Genomic DNA, 15,551 nt, shown 5'->3' with positions numbered 1-15,551 from the left:
AATACCTTTTTTCATCTTTTTTTACTTTTCTTAAACTTTTTCTTCCAATTTTTCCTTCCTCCTCTTTCTTATCTCCTGTAAACTGCTAAATACTTGCGCTAGTCATACGAAAGATAAAATATGTATAAACTAAAAATTCTATGACCTATTATCATAGAACTTTTATATCATTTTTCTATATATTTATTGTTTATCTCTAACAATCATCTCAGCTATCTTATTTATGGCTTAATTTTCTAGTCAAAAAATCACCAGCAAACTGAATAGCAAAGATAAGTACAATGATAATAACCGTTGCTAAAATAGTTACATCGTTATTATAGCGATTGAAGCCATAAGCAATCGCAACATTCCCGATTCCTCCAGCACCGACAGCACCAGCCATTGCAGTCTCGCCAACGAGAGAAATAAGAGTGACTGTTGTCACACGAATCAAATCTGGCAAACCTTCTCGCAGATAAACACCGACAAGATCACCAAAAGTTGCTCCACTAGCTTGGGCGGCCTCGATAACACCGCCGTCTAACTCAGCGAGTACAACTTGAACTTGGCGAGCAAAGAAAGCAAATACTGCAAAAGAAAGAGGTACGATAGCTGCATTTGGTCCAATACTAGTCCCCACAATCAAGTGTGAAAAAGGTGAAAGAACAGCTAACAAAATAATAAATGGGATAGCACGGAAGATAGATGTGATTTTGTCTAAAATCCAAAAAGCTATTTTATTTTCCAAGACACCTCCTGGAGCAGTCAAAACAAGAAAAAGCCCTGCAATTAAGCCTAACAATCCGCCGATAATAAAAGAAATGACTGTCATATACAATGTCAAGTAAATAGCTGTTCCCCAGCCAGCTTGACCGCTCCAACCCATTCGATAAACATTCGGCAAGTATGTTTGAATAAAATTTTCCATCTATGCTTCTCCCTTCAATACTGTCAATTGAACACCAGCTTCACGAATGGCTGTTTTAGCAGCTGCTAGATTTTCCTTTTCACCAGATAAAACAACGACCAGTTCTCCAACAGGCGTTCCACCTAAAATTTCAATGTTCCCATAAAGTATATTGGCGGTAACTTGATGATGTTTGTAAATTTCATTCAGTAAGGGGTCATCTGTAGAGGTTCCTGCGTACTTCATTTGCACCAAGAGACTATTTTTCGCCAAATGTTTGACAATTTCTTGTTGCTCAATCTTGCCCATAGCTTCATCAATTCCTGTTGCGGTAGAGATAAAGTCTTTGGTTAAATCTTGCTGAGGATTAGAGAAAATATCCAAAACAGAACCTTCTTCAATCAGTTGACCATCTTGCATAACAGCGACACGATTAGCGATGTCTTTAACAATTTGCATTTCATGGGTGATTAAAACAATTGTTAATCCTAGCTTTTGATTTAAATCTTGTAAAAGAGCTAAAATTTGTTTAGTTGTTTTTGGATCTAAGGCAGAGGTTGATTCATCAGAAATCAAGATTTTGGGGTCATTTGCCAAGGCACGCGCGATTGCAACCCGCTGTTTTTGCCCTCCAGAAAGCTGAGAAGGATAATTTTCAGCACGATCGGCTAAGCCGACCAACTCCAACAGTGTACGCACTTTTTCTTTCTTTTCTTCTTTTGATAAGCCAGAATGTTTCAATGCAAAAGCGACATTTTCTTCTGCTGTCAATTGACTCATCAGATTAAAATGTTGAAAAATCATGCCGATGTCTTGACGTTTGCGACGTAGCTGTTCTGCTGTCAAGGTTACCTTATTGTCAAAAAGGACATCATCATCTACAATAATTTTCCCGCTCGTTGGAACTTGCAGTAGGTTAATGACACGAACCAAGGTTGATTTCCCAGCCCCAGAATAACCGACAATTCCATAGATATCTCTTTCTTGAATATGAATAGTCACATCTTTAACTGCTTGAATCTGACGTTTCTTTTGTTGAAAGGTTACATCAATGTGATCTAACTGAATCATTTCTTTACTCATAACTTGCAATCAGCTCCTCTACTAATTCAATATGGGTGTAATAATCTGCAATGCGTACATTTTCGTCACCGCCATGGTCTCGACTATTCGCATTTCCAAGTCCAAAGGCGACCATTGGTACCTCAAGTGCTTCAAATACCGTGTACATCGGTCCTGTACCTGCTGTAGTTGGTAAGACAGAAACTCCTTTTTGATAGAATTTCTTAGCCAGTTTAATGACATTTAAAATCGGCGACGCACTCATATCACTACGATAGCTCATTTCTCCCAAAGTATAAACTAATTCTACCTTATCGAAACCATTTTTGTCGAGTTGTTTGCGAATCAGTTCTAATACTCCATGTGGTTCCAGTCCTGGCACTAAGCGAACTTCTGCTTTTGCTGAAGCCTCTGACGGAAGAATCGTCTTCACTCCCTGACCCTGGTAACCAGAAGTAATTCCTTCAATATTTAAAGAGGGTTCAAAGAAAATTCGATTTAAAAAAGCTTTTTTCTCCTCTTGTAATAAAGGCAATTCCAAACCATAAATAGCTTGTACTTCTTCTGGACTGCGCTGAGCGTATTGTTCCACTAAAGCTAACTCTCGTTGATTAGGTACGATTACTTGATCATAAAGTTCTTCTACCTGAATACGTCCATCCTTACCTCTCAAGCTAGCAAGGGCGTTCAACAAGTACCAAGAAGCTGAATCAATTACACCACCAAAGCTAGAATGAATATCCACTTCCGCACTTTGGACCTTCATATCAAAGGTCACAATTCCTTTGTTTCCGCCAGAAATTTCTAGTTGACCCAAAGAATTTTTAATCCCTTGTTCCCAAATGAGAAGGTCTGCCCCTTGTAGAAGTGCCTTGTGCTTGGCTAAGTATTTTTCTAAATCAACAGAAGCAGACTCTTCTGCCCCTTCCATCATAAAAATAACATTGACAGGCAAACTCTTATGCTTTTGTAAATACTTTTGAACAGCCGTCAAACGTGCGATAATATGCCCTTTATCATCATCGACTCCACGACCATACATACTACCATCCCGAATAGATAGAGTGAACGGATCATCTGTCCAAATTTGATCACTATCTGCCGGAACTGTATCATAATGGTTGTAAAAAATAATTGTCTTAGCTGTTGGATTCTGACTTTTAAATGTTGCTATCACAAATGGCGCTGTATAGCTTTCATCTAATTCCACCTCTGCACCAGCTTTTGTAAAAATTTCTTTCAGATAAGCAGCAACTTCTTGTAAACCGACTTGTTGAGCGAAGATTGATTTTTTAGCAATCAACGCCCGTAAAACGGCAATATAGTCTTGTACCACCATATCCTCTTCAAATCTTTTAATTTGTTCTTCTTCACTTGAAAATGTCATCTTTTCTCCTTATAGAATGGCGACAAAACTCAGTTGGAATTACCAACTGAGTTTTTAGACTGAACTACAGCTAATAGAATTAAGATTACCAAACTGGTTGGTCTAAGCCATCTGATGTTTCTTCAACCACTTTTTTCACTTCATCTGTATGGTAAGCTTTGATGATTTTTTTAATGGCATCGGCTTTTGAAGATTTTTCCCAATCTTTTTTGGCTGCAATGATATTAAACCATTGTTTTGAATTTTTATCTTTTGGTTCAATGAACAAAGCGTTTTTATAGTCCAATTTTGCTTCTGTTACAAATGTATTGTTTACAACGGCTGCATCTACTGAAGTCAATGAGCGAGCTGTTTGACTAGCATCCAATTCTGTAATTTTCAATTTTTTCGGATTTTCTTTGATATTTGCCACAGTTGCCAATTCATTTCCAGACTTGTCTAATTTAATCAATCCTGCAGATTGTAATAAATTAAGCGCCCGACTTTCATTTGTCGCATCATTTGGAACTGCAATTTCTGCACCATTTGGAATTTGGTCTACTTTTGTATATTTATTTTTTCCATTTTTGGTACCAGAGTAGAGACGAATGGGTGAGATATAAGTTTCAGCAGCTGCGACTAAGTCTTGCTTATTTTCCTTGTTCCAATTGTTCAAGAAATAGTAATGTTGGAAAGCATTGATATCCACTGCACCATCAGCAACTGCTTTATTTGGTTGCGAGTAGTCCGTAAATTCTGTAAATTCCAATTTAATATTGTCTTTTTTCAACAATTCTTGGATCTTGTCCCAGCGTTTTTCTTCTGAGTCGCTCTTTGTCATCACACCAATCTTAACCGTTTTGGCGTTATCACTTTTATTTCCTGAACCACAAGCTGCTAAGCCAATCACTGCTGCAGCTGCTAGAACCGTTATTCCAAACCATTTTTTCAATTTCATTTTCTGTCTCCTTTAAAAATCTTATGAAAATAGTATCGCACATATTTAGCTGATTGACAAATTGTTATTTCATAACAAAAGGTATAGCTATAAACTATAACTGTTTTGTGTAAGAAAACCAGCTGAAACTTTGAAACTAGCTGGCTTTACATTCTCTTATTTCCCATCTGCTTCCGCTGGCAAGTAACTACCGCCAAAGAATTTTTGGGATAATTTTTCCAGAGTTCCGTCTTTATACAACTCTTGAATGCGCTTATTAACAAATGTTTTCAACTCATCTTGTCCTTTTGCTAAAAGCGGATAAACATAAGGTTGTTGATTGCTTGGTAAATCAATCACTTTTAGGTGGTCCAGTTTTTGATTTTTAATAACTGTTTCAACACCGATTTTATCAAAAATCTTATAATCAAACTTTCCATCGTTTAAATGGTTCATAATTTGTTGAAAATCCGCTTTTGTATAGCTAATTTTCGTTGGATTGTTAGCATGTGCTTGATTGTATTTTTCTAATTGTGCGGCAGTCGTTGTCCCTTGCACTACTTCTGTTGTCTTACCACCAATATCATCCAATGATTGAATAGTTTTATCAGATTTTTTCACTACTAAGACATTTGGATTTTTAGCAGTCGGAGCTGCATACAAATACTTACCTGCACGTTCTTTTGTATAGCTGATATTGTTCACTGCCATTTGGTAGCGATCACTATCCAGACCTGCGAAAATACCTGACCACTCTGTTGTTTCAAATTTTACCTTGTATTTGTCAGAATCTTTGAAGATCGCACGAACTACTTCGATTTCATAACCTGTTAGTTTACCATTTTCTTCATAGTTAAATGGTTTTGGTGAAGCATTCGTTGCGACTTTAATTTCTGTTTTTCCAGATGAAGTCGTTGATTTTGAATTGGAGCACGCTGCTAAAGCTCCTATTGTCAAAAAACCAAGGGCTGCTAAAGAAGAATATTTCAACACTTTTTTCATATTCCTATAATAACCTCTTTCATTAAGATAAGTCTTATCATATCAAATATTTTCCTTCTTGACTATTATTTGATTTTTATCAAAGTGATAGATTTTCTTTATCAAGTAGAGCTAAACGAAATCCGATTTTTACCAAACATTGATACATTTGACGAATAGTGGAAAACTCAATTACTTTTCTAAACTAGCTGCGCGCGTTAAAGCGACATCAATATTAGCACAAAAGTTGTCTGCACCAACTCTATCAATAAAGCTTGCTTTTCCATGACATGGTAAGGTTGTTCGTTGACATTTGCCAAGGATCTCTTCAAGAGCATCCAATCCTGAAATATCCATTGCAGACACACTGCGCATACGAAGAATTAAGACATTTTTACCTTGTTCAGACAAAATAAGTCCTTGATTTGTCCAACGATGATTCCAACGGCAATTCCAAGGGTAAAGCCAACAGTGATGGTCTTTGAAATAAATTTAATCAGATCATCAAAATGCAACAAACCCATGCCGATGAGCATTAGACCAGCTAAGAAAGTGGCTACTGTCAGACCAGATAGACCGTACTGCGCAATAATTCCATAAATGATAACAACAAAATAGCTATTAGTTCACCAATCTGAACACGACTCCCACCTAAAAAAGGGAATGAAAAAACCAACTACAACAGCTGTATAAACATCTTGCTCTGGATTGACCCTCGAAGCAATCGCTAAAGCAATTGACAATGGTAAGGCAATAATTGCCACGATAATCCTTGCTACAAGGTCTTTGACAAATTGTGCACCCGAATAATTCTTTACCATACTAAAAACTTAGGATTGATATGCTTAAAAGCGTCCATTTTCCCCTCCTCTTTTTCCCTGTTCCCAGACGCTTGCGAGAATCTTATTACCATTGTAATATAACCCCATGTAAAATCTCTAGATGACCTGAATATGAAAACTTACCAGAAAAGGCGATAGTTATTTCACCAACGCCTTTAACAATTATTCTCATTCGTTTCTATCCTTTAGTGAGGAGATAGAAAGGCTGGCTAAACCAAGTCCAAGCATTGTCAGTGCAGCCTTAGTGTCCACTTTTCCTAAAGCAGATAAAACCACTACAACAATCCCCATGGCTATTCCAAGTCCTCTCAACACGGTGTCAACAATATCAGATTTTCTATTTTTCTTGTTTTCTTTCATCACTGTCTGTCCTTGCATAAGCTCATCTACCGATGTATCAAACAGGTCTGCTAATTTAGGAATGGTATTAATATCTGGATAGGATAAATCTCTTTCCCATTTTGAAACAGCCTTATCAGTGACCCCCATCTTTTCAGCCAGTTCTAATTGTGTCATCCCTTTTGCTTTCCTTAATGATGAAATCATCATACCTAGTGTTTGTTTTTTCATCAGATTTTTCCTCCCTCCATTTGCTAATTATATTGTAGCACCTTTTCTTACAAACTCAATCGACCAATAGTTTACTTCTCTCAACTTATAGTTTATTACTGGTTTGTCTGCTTTTTACGCTCCTTATTTGAATTTTTAGAATAAGCTGAGCTACAACAAGCAGTCTTGGAAACCAACCTCACTCTTCAACTACATATTATTAGCTAGCCACCTTTTCTACCAAACTTCATGTCTACTCTATCAAAGTAAAGAAGATACTAGCTCAACATATTTACGTTACGGTCTTATAACTAAATTTCTTAAAAAACACTGAGAGATTAGTAAGTAACAAAAAAAGAGACTGGGACAAAATTATCTCAGTCTCAATCTGTATTAGTAAAAAACTCTTGACGCAGTAGCTGTCGGACTCTTCATTTGCTTTTTAAGCTCAGAAGAGTATCTAAGCAACCCTGCAGTGGTAGGACAGAAGTAAAAATTAAAAATATTTACTTCTGTCCCACCACCTCTTTCTTCACTATTAAAATCCTTCTACATTTGTATAAATCTTTTGGACATCTTCGTCATCTTCCAAAACAGCATACAACTTTTCAAATGTTTCTAAGTCTTCACCTGATAAGGTCACATCAGATTGCGGAATCATTTCCAATTCGGTGACTTGGAATTCTTCTACACCAGATTCACGGAGAGCAGTCAAGGCCTTGTGCAAATCTGTTGGTGCTGTATAAACTGTAATGCTTCCATCTTCTGCTTCTACATCATCTACGTCTACATCTGCTTCTAACAGTTGTTCAAAAACACTGTCTGCATCGTCTCCTGCAAACACAATCACACCTTTATTATCAAACATATAAGAAACTGAGCCACTTGCTCCCATATTTCCACCGTTTTTACCAAAGGCAGAGCGAACATTGGCTGCCGTACGGTTGACATTTGAAGTTAGTGTATCAACGATGAGCATAGAACCATTTGGTCCAAACCCTTCATAACGCCCCTCTGTAAAGGTTTCGTCTGTGTTTCCTTTTGCCTTATCCAGTGCTTTGTCAATGACATGCTTTGGCACTTGCGCTTGTTTCGCACGTTCAATAACAAATTTCAAAGCTGAGTTCGATTCTGGATCTGGCTCTCCTTTTTTAGCTGCTACATAGATTTCAACACCAAATTTAGCATAAACTTTTGAGTTTGCACCATCTTTGGCAGTCTTTTTTGCCACAATATTGGCCCATTTACGTCCCATTGGATATTCTCCTTTAGATTTTCACTTTTTCAATCTTTCCTATTATATCACAAGTCAGGTTGAATTTCACTAGCAAATTATTGACAATAACCAGCTCTATATAATTTTTGCATCAATCTATCATTATCGGGATTCTTCCAAAATTCTGCTCCTCCAGTTGGGCATTCCCTAGCTGATAAATACAATCAGCTCGCTGGGTTAAGGAATCCCATGGTTCTTGACCGATGCGACTGACGAAGTCTGTTTTCCCTTTCATCTTTTTAAGATGTTCTCGACCTGCTTGAGTAAAGCCCAAGATATGAATACCGCTAGGCAACTGATCATTTCTTGCACCGACCAAAATATAAGTCAGAATTCGTCTGATTCGTGCTTTCGTATATCGCTTGGTTGCGACTTGTTCGACCAACTCCTCTGCGCTATAACTGGTTTTCACTGCTTCCTGCAAGCGTACCGAAAGTTCTCGATTAACCTGATAAAAACTCGTCAAATCGGGATGACTGATAATCTGGTAACGCAGCAAAGGATAAAGTGCTGACCAGGTCACTTTGGGAGACTGAATCAGCAGTTCATGAGCCGGGGTAAATTTCTCCAGAAAGTCTGGACAATTAAGACGCTCTCTAAGAGCCGTAGCTGAGGCATATTTTAAATTTTCTTCTTGCGAATGATAGCCAGCTCCTTGACGCTTGATTGGAAGAATCTCAATAGCCTTTCCAGCACAAGCTTTGGCATAAGAAAGTCCTAAAATGTGATTGGGTGTATTGCCTGTGAATTTCACACCAGCAAACTTTTCCCACATTTTCTGTGTTTTCTGTGGATAAGATAAATCATCTGGCAAACTTTGTACGTAGTCCACCATTTTCTGTTGATTATCTATATAAATCTGTGAAAAGTGTTGATAATCTAAGACCTCTTCCGTGCCAAAGGTCAACTTATTCACACTAAGGCGCTCTAAAATATCTACTGCTCCTTGTGCGAAGTAGTCAGCTGACTGAACAGCCACCAAAAATGGTAATTCAACCACCAAATCCGCCCCGTTTTCCAGAGCCATTCGGGTCCGAGTCCACTTATCCACAATCGCAGGCTCACCACGTTGGACAAAATTGCCTGACATGACAACAATCTTGACCCCCTCAGCCTGCGACAGCAAATACTTATGCCCATTATGAAAAGGATTAAATTCAGCAATAATACCAGTAACAGTCATGGAGTGCTCCTAAATTTATACTAATAATCTATTCTTCTATATTCACTTAACATTTTTTGAAGTATACATATGTCCTCACATTCCTGCTTAAATGCACCATCAGTATAGCCATTTCCTAATTTTGGAACTGTAGGAACAATACTTTGAATTTCACTAGAGTAATGTTTTCTGCATTCTTTCCAATTTCTTTTAACAAATCGCTTAAAATTTAATCTTTCTTCTTTTGAGTTAAATACCAAAATGCTTTCAAAAAAATTATTTCTAGAGATTCTTGCATCATCAGTATATTCTTTACAATACAAGAATTCATTAAGCTTAAAAATTAATGAATCTTTTTCCATATATTTAAACATAACATCCCATCCCCTAATGGCATTGAAAGCTATACCATCGGTTTCTGGACATGGAGTATCATATCTTCCACCATCTAAAGATAAACCTACAAAATCTGCTAGTAAAGTTTGATGATAATATAATTGTATTTTTAAATAACTAGGAGTAGAATCTGATTGAAAAAAGTGATAATATTCATAACCATGTCGACTTTCATCAAAATCATAAATTAGTCTATATTCTGGGAAAATTTTATAATACATTTCCATAGTATTATCTGAAATATTCATCCAATTTTTTGAATCTTTTAAATAAATTTCAAATTTTTCATTTGGCGTTTGAACAAGACCAAATCTTTTTTTCCATAAATATTCAACCTTATCTATATCTGCAGACTTATCTTTTGGAGTATTACTGTCTTGGATTCTTGTATAAATGTGATTAGCTTTTAAACTTTGGAATTTTTCTTTCAGATAGAATGGTGTTTGTCTACTATTATGAATTATTATCACATCTAAAATAAACGATTTTATTAAAACTTGTTTTACAGTTACAATTGGTCGAATATCTCCTGCAAATTTTTTATCCTTCAAAAAATCAACAATTTTTTGAGTATTCCTCCGGTTTCGATCTGCAGCTACATCATATAAAGAAAAATTTTCATTATCTACACCAATAATAATATAAGCGTCATGATTAGCTAAATTATTTGCCATACATATAATATCATGTAAAAGATCAACAACTTTACTAGAATCATACCATTGACGCTTAAAATCCCAATATTCTCCCTCTTGATGAAGTTCAATCAGATTAATAATTTCAGATTCCAAATCACTATTTATATTACCTTTTTGAAAACAGCTCATTTTTGCACCACTTCCCATTAAAAATCAAACACACTTAAGTTCCCCTACTTCTCACACACAAAAAACCAACGTTTGCTTTCCTTTTTCGGTGCTTGGTCTTCAAAATCTGCATAAACCTTAACAGTTTTAAATCCAGCTTGTTCCAGTAAAATATCATAGGTCAGAATTTCGTAAGTGCGTTCTTCGTGGACTTCATCGTAGCGTGTGAAGCGCCCGTCTTCGTCTTGCAAGAAGAAGGTCAATTCATGCACGACTGAATGTGGGGCTTCATCGGCGTATGTATCCCAGATCATGGCAAATTCATCAGCGTTTTCATGATAAGAATAACCAGGAAAGACAGTATCTGTCTGGTAAGTCGAGTGCACATCAAAAACGAAAACACCGCCTTCGTTCAAGCAGTTGTAAACTTGCTGAAAGACATCACCGACTTCAACTTCATCGGCCATGTAGCAAATTGAATCTGAGTAACAAGTCACCAAATCGTATTTTCCAGCCTGCGACAAATCAAGCATGTTGCCCTGTTTGAATTCAATGGCTTCACCTGCTTCTTTGGCACGTTTACGAGCGATTTCAAGCATCTCGTCACTCAAATCAAGTCCTGCCACATCAAAGCCAGCTTTGGCAAAGCGTACGGATTGAATTCCTGTTCCACAAGCTAATTCTAAGAGCTTTTTCTTATTTTTTGGAAAATGGCGGAGCGAAAAATCAGTCCATTTATCATAAAGACTATCATCCATAATAGCATCATAGACTGATGCGAAGGTTTCATAAATTGTCATACATTAAATCGCACCGAAACGGCACTTGTCCTTTCTAGTGATTGAAAGGCCGAGGAATTTCCCCAGCCTTATCCTTTATTTGTTTCCAACAAAGCAGCAACATCAACACCTGTTGCTTCATGCCAGAGTTTTTCAAGGTTGTAGTGATTCCGCATTTCCTCAGAAAAAATATGAACACCCACCCCGCCTAGATCCAAAAGTACCCAGCCTCCAGCAGAGTCTCCCTCTACATGGCTAGCTGATTGCCCTGCTTCTGTGACTTTTTCACGAATATTATCAGCAATCGCTTCTAGTTGACGGCTGTTCATAGAGCTGGCAATAACAAAATAGTCTGTCATCGTCGTCAATTCTTGCAAATCTAGCACGGTGATGTCTTCTGCTCGTTTTTCATCCGCTGCTTTTACAACAATTTCTAATAGTTCTTGTTCTTTCATGTAGTCCTCTTCGTTTTAATTTTTCTCTAAATAGTGCACATAAGCATTGTAAGTTTCCAAAGTTTGAGGATAGATAGGCAAGCCCTTATGTGCCAGGTGCTCTACTGTATGCGCCGTTTCATAAGCTACAGCCTGATTGAGCGAAACATGAGCAATTTCACGCGCTTGCTCCACTCCTGGAAAGTCCCGATTAGGCTCAATATAGTCCGCTACATAAACCACCTTATCTAAATCGGACATTTGGGCAGAACCTACGGTATGAACCTCAATAGCTCGTAAAATTTCTGGATCTGTCAACCCTAAATCTTCCTGAATTTTATAAATGCCGACCATGCCATGCCAGACATTATTTCCCCAATCTTTCAATGCTGGATCCAGAGCATACTTATCGATCAGTGCCAGAAATTCTTCGTCAGAGAGCTTTTTTGCATAATCATGGAGCAGACCTGCCAAACCAGCTTTTTCTACATCTACTCCGAAGCGCTCTGCCAAGTCAATCGCTGCTTGTTCCACTCCCAGACAATGTTTAAAACGTTTCTCTGGCAAAAACTGCTGCATTTTGACTAAAAGCTGCTCACGAGAAATTCCCACGTAAGTTTCATATCCCATTATTGTAAAGCCCTTCTTTCTCAATATAGTCTAAAACTGGTTTGGGTAGGAGAAAATTCGGCGTCCGACCTTGAGCCAGAAAAGCTCGAACCATACTCGAAGAAATATCCATCAACGGCACATCTACCCAGATAACCGGGTAAGAAGTCCCTGCTTTATAGCGGGGACGCTGAACCCCAACAAATTGAACCAAATCGACTAATTCGTCAATCCGATACCACTTGGGAAGGTAGTCTACCATGTCCGCTCCGATGATAAAATAATAATCTGTATCTGGATGTTTTTCCGTCAAGAATTTCATCGTGTCATAGGTGTAACTAATACCTTTTCTCTCCAGCTCAATGGTCTCAATTCCCAGACCTTCAATGCCTTCAATTGCCAACTCCAGCATTTTCAGTCGGTGCTTCTCATCAATCGTTGATTTCTTATCAACATGTGGTGGCTCATACTCAGGCATCAGCAAGACCTGATCTAAACATAATTGTTGCCGAACTTGATCAGCTACGACCAAATGGGCATTGTGAACTGGATTGAAATTTCCACCTAAAATCCCAACTTGCTTTCTTTTTTTTGCTTTTACTTCTGGTTCCAACTTCACCTTGGTGAAAGGAGTCAGTAATTCAATTGCCATAGGCTGCTTCCTCTAAATTTCTTTTACCTTTACTGAAATTTTGCGGTTTTCTTTTTTGCTAGACTGCTTGTACAGAATTAAAGTGCGACCAATTTTTTGAACAGTATTCACACCGATTTCCTCTTCGAGAATTTCTGATACTTCATGGATGTTCTCATCTGTATTTTGCAGAAGAGTTACTTTAATCAATTCTCTAGCATCTAGAGCTTGACGAACACTCGTTTTAATCTGGTCGTTGAGACCGTTTTTGCCAATTTGAATGATTGGTTTGAGACTGTGAGCTTGACTATTTAAAAAAGCTCGTTGTTTGGATGTTAATGACATAGATTCCTCTTTTGTTTCTTATTTCGTTTATCTTCTCTTTATTTTTCTAACAGCCATTTCCTCTTAGATAATGGCTTTGCGGGTCACTACTGCCACTCCCTCTGGTGCCCAAACTGCAATCTGTGCTGGTCCTATCACACGAATCCAACCCAAGCCTGAAAAGACTACATCTGTTTTGGCTTCAATTTTCAACTCATGTTTAACTAGCTGAGGAAAATTTGATACTTCTTTTTTAGAAGGCGGTGTTAGCAAAGAGCCAACATGCTTTTCATAAAATTCTCCCGCTCCCGCAAGCTTGGTGCGGTGCAATTTGAGCTCATTGTCAAAATAAGCCGTAAAACCCTGTTTGTCACCCGACACAAAATCAAAGCGTCCCAAGCCCCCTAAAAAGAGGGTTTGTTCAGGATTAAGTTGGTAAGTTTTGGGCTTGATTTCCTTTTTCGGACTGATATATTTGAGATTTTTAGCAGACAGATAATGAGCCATTTGATGACGGTGGATAATCCCTGGTGTGTCGTAGATATGACTGCCGTCAGCCAGCGGAATTTCAATCTTATCCAGTGTAGTCCCTGGAAATCGTGAAGTCGTAATAACTTCCTTATCCCCGGTAATTTCCTGAATAATGGCATTGATAAGTGTGGACTTACCAACATTGGTCACGCCGACCACATAAACGTCTCGACCTTTTCGATATTGCTCAATCTTTTCAATCAATTCTTTAATCGCTTGCTTGTTTTGAGCTGAAGTCAAAACTACATCAACAGGGCGCAGTCCTTCCTCGTGAGCCCGCTCCGTCAGCCACTGTGTAACCTTGCTCGTCTTGACCGACTTGGGGAGAATATCTTTTTTGTTCCCGACCAACAGCACATCATTACCAGCCACAAAACGTGGCAAACCCGGAATCACTGAACCATTAAAATCAAAAATATCTACTACATTGACTACGAGAGCATTGCTGTCGCCGACTTCGTGGAGAAGTCTGAGAAAATCATCGTCTGTCAGTTGCACATCAGTAATTTCGTTGTAGTGGCGCAGACGAAAACAGCGCTGGCAATACAATTCGCCCGTCTCCAGTCCCTTTTCCAAAGCTGACTGAGGAGTATAGCCAAGCCTATCCTTATATTTTGTCTGAATCGGCGCTCCGCACCCAATACAAAGAATGTCTTCCATGTTTAAATTCCTTTTTTATACTCAATCGGTTCGTATTTTTCGGTGATTTTTTTCAACACACGACGCTCACGAGCTCGGTTAATCTGGGTCTTTAACGAATCATGCTCAACCAGTGGCTTGACCAAAATCGAACGAATTCCGGCTCTATGAGCAGCTCGAATATCCGTCATAAGCTGATCGCCCACCATGACCACTTCGTTTTTCTCAAAATGAAATTCTTTCAGTGCCCGATCAATCCCCCAAGTGAATGGTTTCATAGACCAACAGACATAATCAATCTCAAACTTTTCAACTGCTCGCTTCACTCGTTTTTTAGTGTTATTGGACACTACAATAATCCGAATTCCTGCATCGCGCACATCATGGAGCCACTGCTTCATTTCTGGCGTTCCGTCGGGATTGTTCCAAGCAATCAGAGTGTTATCCAAATCCACTAAAACAGCCTTGATGCCGTGTTTTTTTAAACTTTCAACTGTCAAATCATAAACTGCCTCAATCGCAAAATCAGGCATGTAGTTTTCAATTGCCACATTTTTCTCCAAACAATATACTTCTATTTATTGTAACATAAAAAAAAGGTTTTCGCACCCTAGACTTTTTCATTGATTTTATGTACAATTTGCCAAAAATTGTTTAAAAATGTTATAGTTAAAATAGAGAATTTGACACGGAGGACATTATGGCAAATACGAGCAAGAAAATGACTGCCGTTTCCCCTTTTTTACAAAAATTTATCAACTGGTCTTCTATTATCGGAGCAGTTGGAACGGTGATTTTCTGTATCTGGGCCTATTATGCTGGCATTTTACAATCCAAAGAAACCCTGTCCGCCTTTATTAAACAGGCTGGATTTTGGGGACCGCCACTCTTTATTTTCCTGCAAATCCTACAAACAGTTGTTCCTATTATTCCTGGAGCTTTGACTTCGGTTGCTGGTGTCTTCATTTATGGTCATATCATTGGTACCATTTATAATTATGTCGGTATCATCATCGGCTGTGCTATTATTTTTTATCTGGCGCGTACCTACGGTCCGGCTTTTGTCCAATCTGTCGTCAGCAAACGCACCTATGACAAATACATTGGCTGGCTGGATGAGGGTAATCGTTTTGAGCGTTTTTTCATCTTTATGATGATTTGGCCTATCAGTCCAGCAGACTTCCTCTGTATGCTGGCTGCCCTTACGAAAATGACTTTTAAAAAATATATGATAATTATTGTATTATGCAAACCAATCACACTGGTCATTTATACTTACGGTTTGACGTATATTATTGATTTCTTTTGGCAATTATTTTCAAAATAAAAGGCAGAGTG

The 15,551-nt window shown here is 38.1% G+C and carries 18 protein-coding genes and 1 pseudogene; 1 reads left to right on the top strand and 18 read right to left on the bottom strand.

The features are described from left to right. Window positions 1-217 precede the first annotated feature (217 nt). From HMPREF2634_RS03000 to HMPREF2634_RS02915, 18 genes and pseudogenes are all read right to left on the bottom strand, one after another. Entirely contained in the window at window positions 218-910 is a 693-nt protein-coding gene (locus tag HMPREF2634_RS03000; protein ID WP_003026079.1) for a methionine ABC transporter permease, read from the bottom strand. Next, a complete protein-coding gene (locus HMPREF2634_RS02995; protein ID WP_021001991.1) occupies window positions 911-1,972 on the bottom strand; it encodes a methionine ABC transporter ATP-binding protein in 1,062 nt (353 codons plus the stop codon). It lies immediately after the preceding gene. Beyond that, window positions 1,965-3,338 carry a M20/M25/M40 family metallo-hydrolase gene (locus HMPREF2634_RS02990; protein ID WP_070836279.1) on the bottom strand — a complete coding sequence of 458 codons (1,374 nt, stop codon included), beginning with the start codon at window positions 3,336-3,338 and terminating at the stop codon, window positions 1,965-1,967. Before HMPREF2634_RS02990 ends, HMPREF2634_RS02995 begins: the two co-directional genes overlap by 8 nt. Before the next feature lie 85 nt (window positions 3,339-3,423). After that, window positions 3,424-4,275, bottom strand: a complete 852-nt coding sequence (locus HMPREF2634_RS02985) for a MetQ/NlpA family ABC transporter substrate-binding protein (protein WP_003026085.1) — start codon at window positions 4,273-4,275, stop codon at window positions 3,424-3,426. A gap of 156 nt (window positions 4,276-4,431) precedes the next feature. Continuing rightward, complete coding sequence (locus tag HMPREF2634_RS02980) at window positions 4,432-5,256, bottom strand: amino acid ABC transporter substrate-binding protein (RefSeq protein WP_070836277.1); 825 nt, start codon at window positions 5,254-5,256, stop codon at window positions 4,432-4,434. Between the two features lie 171 nt (window positions 5,257-5,427). Then, a complete protein-coding gene (locus tag HMPREF2634_RS09985; RefSeq protein WP_041784033.1) occupies window positions 5,428-5,646 on the bottom strand; it encodes a hypothetical protein in 219 nt (72 codons plus the stop codon). Continuing rightward, window positions 5,619-6,056, bottom strand: a pseudogene (locus HMPREF2634_RS10085) (SulP family inorganic anion transporter). Before HMPREF2634_RS10085 ends, HMPREF2634_RS09985 begins: the two are co-directional and overlap by 28 nt. Window positions 6,057-6,245: 189 nt before the next feature. Beyond that, on the bottom strand, window positions 6,246-6,647 hold the full coding sequence (locus tag HMPREF2634_RS02965; protein ID WP_021001992.1) for a helix-turn-helix domain-containing protein: 402 nt from the start codon (window positions 6,645-6,647) through the stop codon (window positions 6,246-6,248). Between the two features lie 517 nt (window positions 6,648-7,164). Then, window positions 7,165-7,881, bottom strand: a complete 717-nt coding sequence (locus HMPREF2634_RS02960) for a YebC/PmpR family DNA-binding transcriptional regulator (RefSeq protein ID WP_003026093.1) — start codon at window positions 7,879-7,881, stop codon at window positions 7,165-7,167. A gap of 112 nt (window positions 7,882-7,993) precedes the next feature. Further along, window positions 7,994-9,085, bottom strand: a complete 1,092-nt coding sequence (locus tag HMPREF2634_RS02955; protein ID WP_021001993.1) for a nucleotidyltransferase — start codon at window positions 9,083-9,085, stop codon at window positions 7,994-7,996. Between the two features lie 20 nt (window positions 9,086-9,105). Then, a complete protein-coding gene (locus HMPREF2634_RS02950) occupies window positions 9,106-10,305 on the bottom strand; it encodes an ATP-binding protein (protein WP_041784034.1) in 1,200 nt (399 codons plus the stop codon). A gap of 26 nt (window positions 10,306-10,331) precedes the next feature. Continuing rightward, on the bottom strand, window positions 10,332-11,066 hold the full coding sequence (locus HMPREF2634_RS02945) for a class I SAM-dependent DNA methyltransferase (RefSeq protein WP_021001995.1): 735 nt from the start codon (window positions 11,064-11,066) through the stop codon (window positions 10,332-10,334). Between the two features lie 68 nt (window positions 11,067-11,134). After that, window positions 11,135-11,500, bottom strand: coding sequence for a ribosome silencing factor (gene rsfS / locus HMPREF2634_RS02940; protein ID WP_070836275.1), 366 nt, complete (start codon window positions 11,498-11,500; stop codon window positions 11,135-11,137). Between the two features lie 15 nt (window positions 11,501-11,515). Continuing rightward, window positions 11,516-12,109 carry a bis(5'-nucleosyl)-tetraphosphatase (symmetrical) YqeK gene (gene yqeK / locus HMPREF2634_RS02935; RefSeq protein WP_070836273.1) on the bottom strand — a complete coding sequence of 198 codons (594 nt, stop codon included), beginning with the start codon at window positions 12,107-12,109 and terminating at the stop codon, window positions 11,516-11,518. Then, window positions 12,099-12,740, bottom strand: coding sequence for a nicotinate-nucleotide adenylyltransferase (locus tag HMPREF2634_RS02930; protein ID WP_021001998.1), 642 nt, complete (start codon window positions 12,738-12,740; stop codon window positions 12,099-12,101). The genes yqeK and HMPREF2634_RS02930 overlap by 11 nt, the downstream gene beginning before the upstream one ends. 12 nt (window positions 12,741-12,752) lie before the next feature. Then, window positions 12,753-13,064 carry a ribosome assembly RNA-binding protein YhbY gene (gene yhbY, locus HMPREF2634_RS02925; RefSeq protein ID WP_003026106.1) on the bottom strand — a complete coding sequence of 104 codons (312 nt, stop codon included), beginning with the start codon at window positions 13,062-13,064 and terminating at the stop codon, window positions 12,753-12,755. Window positions 13,065-13,127: 63 nt separating this feature from the next. Beyond that, entirely contained in the window at window positions 13,128-14,234 is a 1,107-nt protein-coding gene (yqeH, locus tag HMPREF2634_RS02920) for a ribosome biogenesis GTPase YqeH (RefSeq protein WP_021001999.1), read from the bottom strand. A gap of 2 nt (window positions 14,235-14,236) precedes the next feature. Continuing rightward, the gene (locus HMPREF2634_RS02915; RefSeq protein WP_003031000.1) at window positions 14,237-14,764 is read right to left on the bottom strand and encodes a YqeG family HAD IIIA-type phosphatase; all 528 of its coding nucleotides are present in this window, start codon (window positions 14,762-14,764) and stop codon (window positions 14,237-14,239) included. 149 nt (window positions 14,765-14,913) lie between these two features. On the opposite strand from HMPREF2634_RS02915, the gene HMPREF2634_RS02910 reads away from it, so the two are divergent. After that, a complete protein-coding gene (locus tag HMPREF2634_RS02910) occupies window positions 14,914-15,540 on the top strand; it encodes a TVP38/TMEM64 family protein (RefSeq protein ID WP_021002000.1) in 627 nt (208 codons plus the stop codon). Window positions 15,541-15,551: the final 11 nt, after the last annotated feature.

Source organism: Streptococcus sp. HMSC034B03 (assembly GCF_001838575.1).
In the GTDB taxonomy this organism is placed as follows: Bacteria; Bacillota; Bacilli; order Lactobacillales; family Streptococcaceae; genus Streptococcus; species Streptococcus anginosus.
Note: the sequence above shows the minus strand (reverse complement) of the source record. Positions and strands in the feature narration are given on the sequence as shown.

Coding starts and splice junctions, on each gene's coding strand:
- HMPREF2634_RS02965 (WP_021001992.1), bottom strand. CDS start 6,647: ATGAAAAAACAAACACTAGGTATGATGATTTCATCATTAAGGAAAGCA.
- yqeH (WP_021001999.1), bottom strand. CDS start 14,234: ATGGAAGACATTCTTTGTATTGGGTGCGGAGCGCCGATTCAGACAAAA.
- HMPREF2634_RS02910 (WP_021002000.1), top strand. CDS start 14,914: ATGGCAAATACGAGCAAGAAAATGACTGCCGTTTCCCCTTTTTTACAA.
- yhbY (WP_003026106.1), bottom strand. CDS start 13,064: ATGTCATTAACATCCAAACAACGAGCTTTTTTAAATAGTCAAGCTCAC.
- HMPREF2634_RS02995 (WP_021001991.1), bottom strand. CDS start 1,972: ATGAGTAAAGAAATGATTCAGTTAGATCACATTGATGTAACCTTTCAA.
- HMPREF2634_RS02985 (WP_003026085.1), bottom strand. CDS start 4,275: ATGAAATTGAAAAAATGGTTTGGAATAACGGTTCTAGCAGCTGCAGCA.
- rsfS (WP_070836275.1), bottom strand. CDS start 11,500: ATGAAAGAACAAGAACTATTAGAAATTGTTGTAAAAGCAGCGGATGAA.
- HMPREF2634_RS02980 (WP_070836277.1), bottom strand. CDS start 5,256: ATGAAAAAAGTGTTGAAATATTCTTCTTTAGCAGCCCTTGGTTTTTTG.
- HMPREF2634_RS02955 (WP_021001993.1), bottom strand. CDS start 9,085: ATGACTGTTACTGGTATTATTGCTGAATTTAATCCTTTTCATAATGGG.
- yqeK (WP_070836273.1), bottom strand. CDS start 12,109: ATGGGATATGAAACTTACGTGGGAATTTCTCGTGAGCAGCTTTTAGTC.
- HMPREF2634_RS03000 (WP_003026079.1), bottom strand. CDS start 910: ATGGAAAATTTTATTCAAACATACTTGCCGAATGTTTATCGAATGGGT.
- HMPREF2634_RS02930 (WP_021001998.1), bottom strand. CDS start 12,740: ATGGCAATTGAATTACTGACTCCTTTCACCAAGGTGAAGTTGGAACCA.
- HMPREF2634_RS02990 (WP_070836279.1), bottom strand. CDS start 3,338: ATGACATTTTCAAGTGAAGAAGAACAAATTAAAAGATTTGAAGAGGAT.
- HMPREF2634_RS02945 (WP_021001995.1), bottom strand. CDS start 11,066: ATGACAATTTATGAAACCTTCGCATCAGTCTATGATGCTATTATGGAT.
- HMPREF2634_RS02960 (WP_003026093.1), bottom strand. CDS start 7,881: ATGGGACGTAAATGGGCCAATATTGTGGCAAAAAAGACTGCCAAAGAT.
- HMPREF2634_RS02950 (WP_041784034.1), bottom strand. CDS start 10,305: ATGGGAAGTGGTGCAAAAATGAGCTGTTTTCAAAAAGGTAATATAAAT.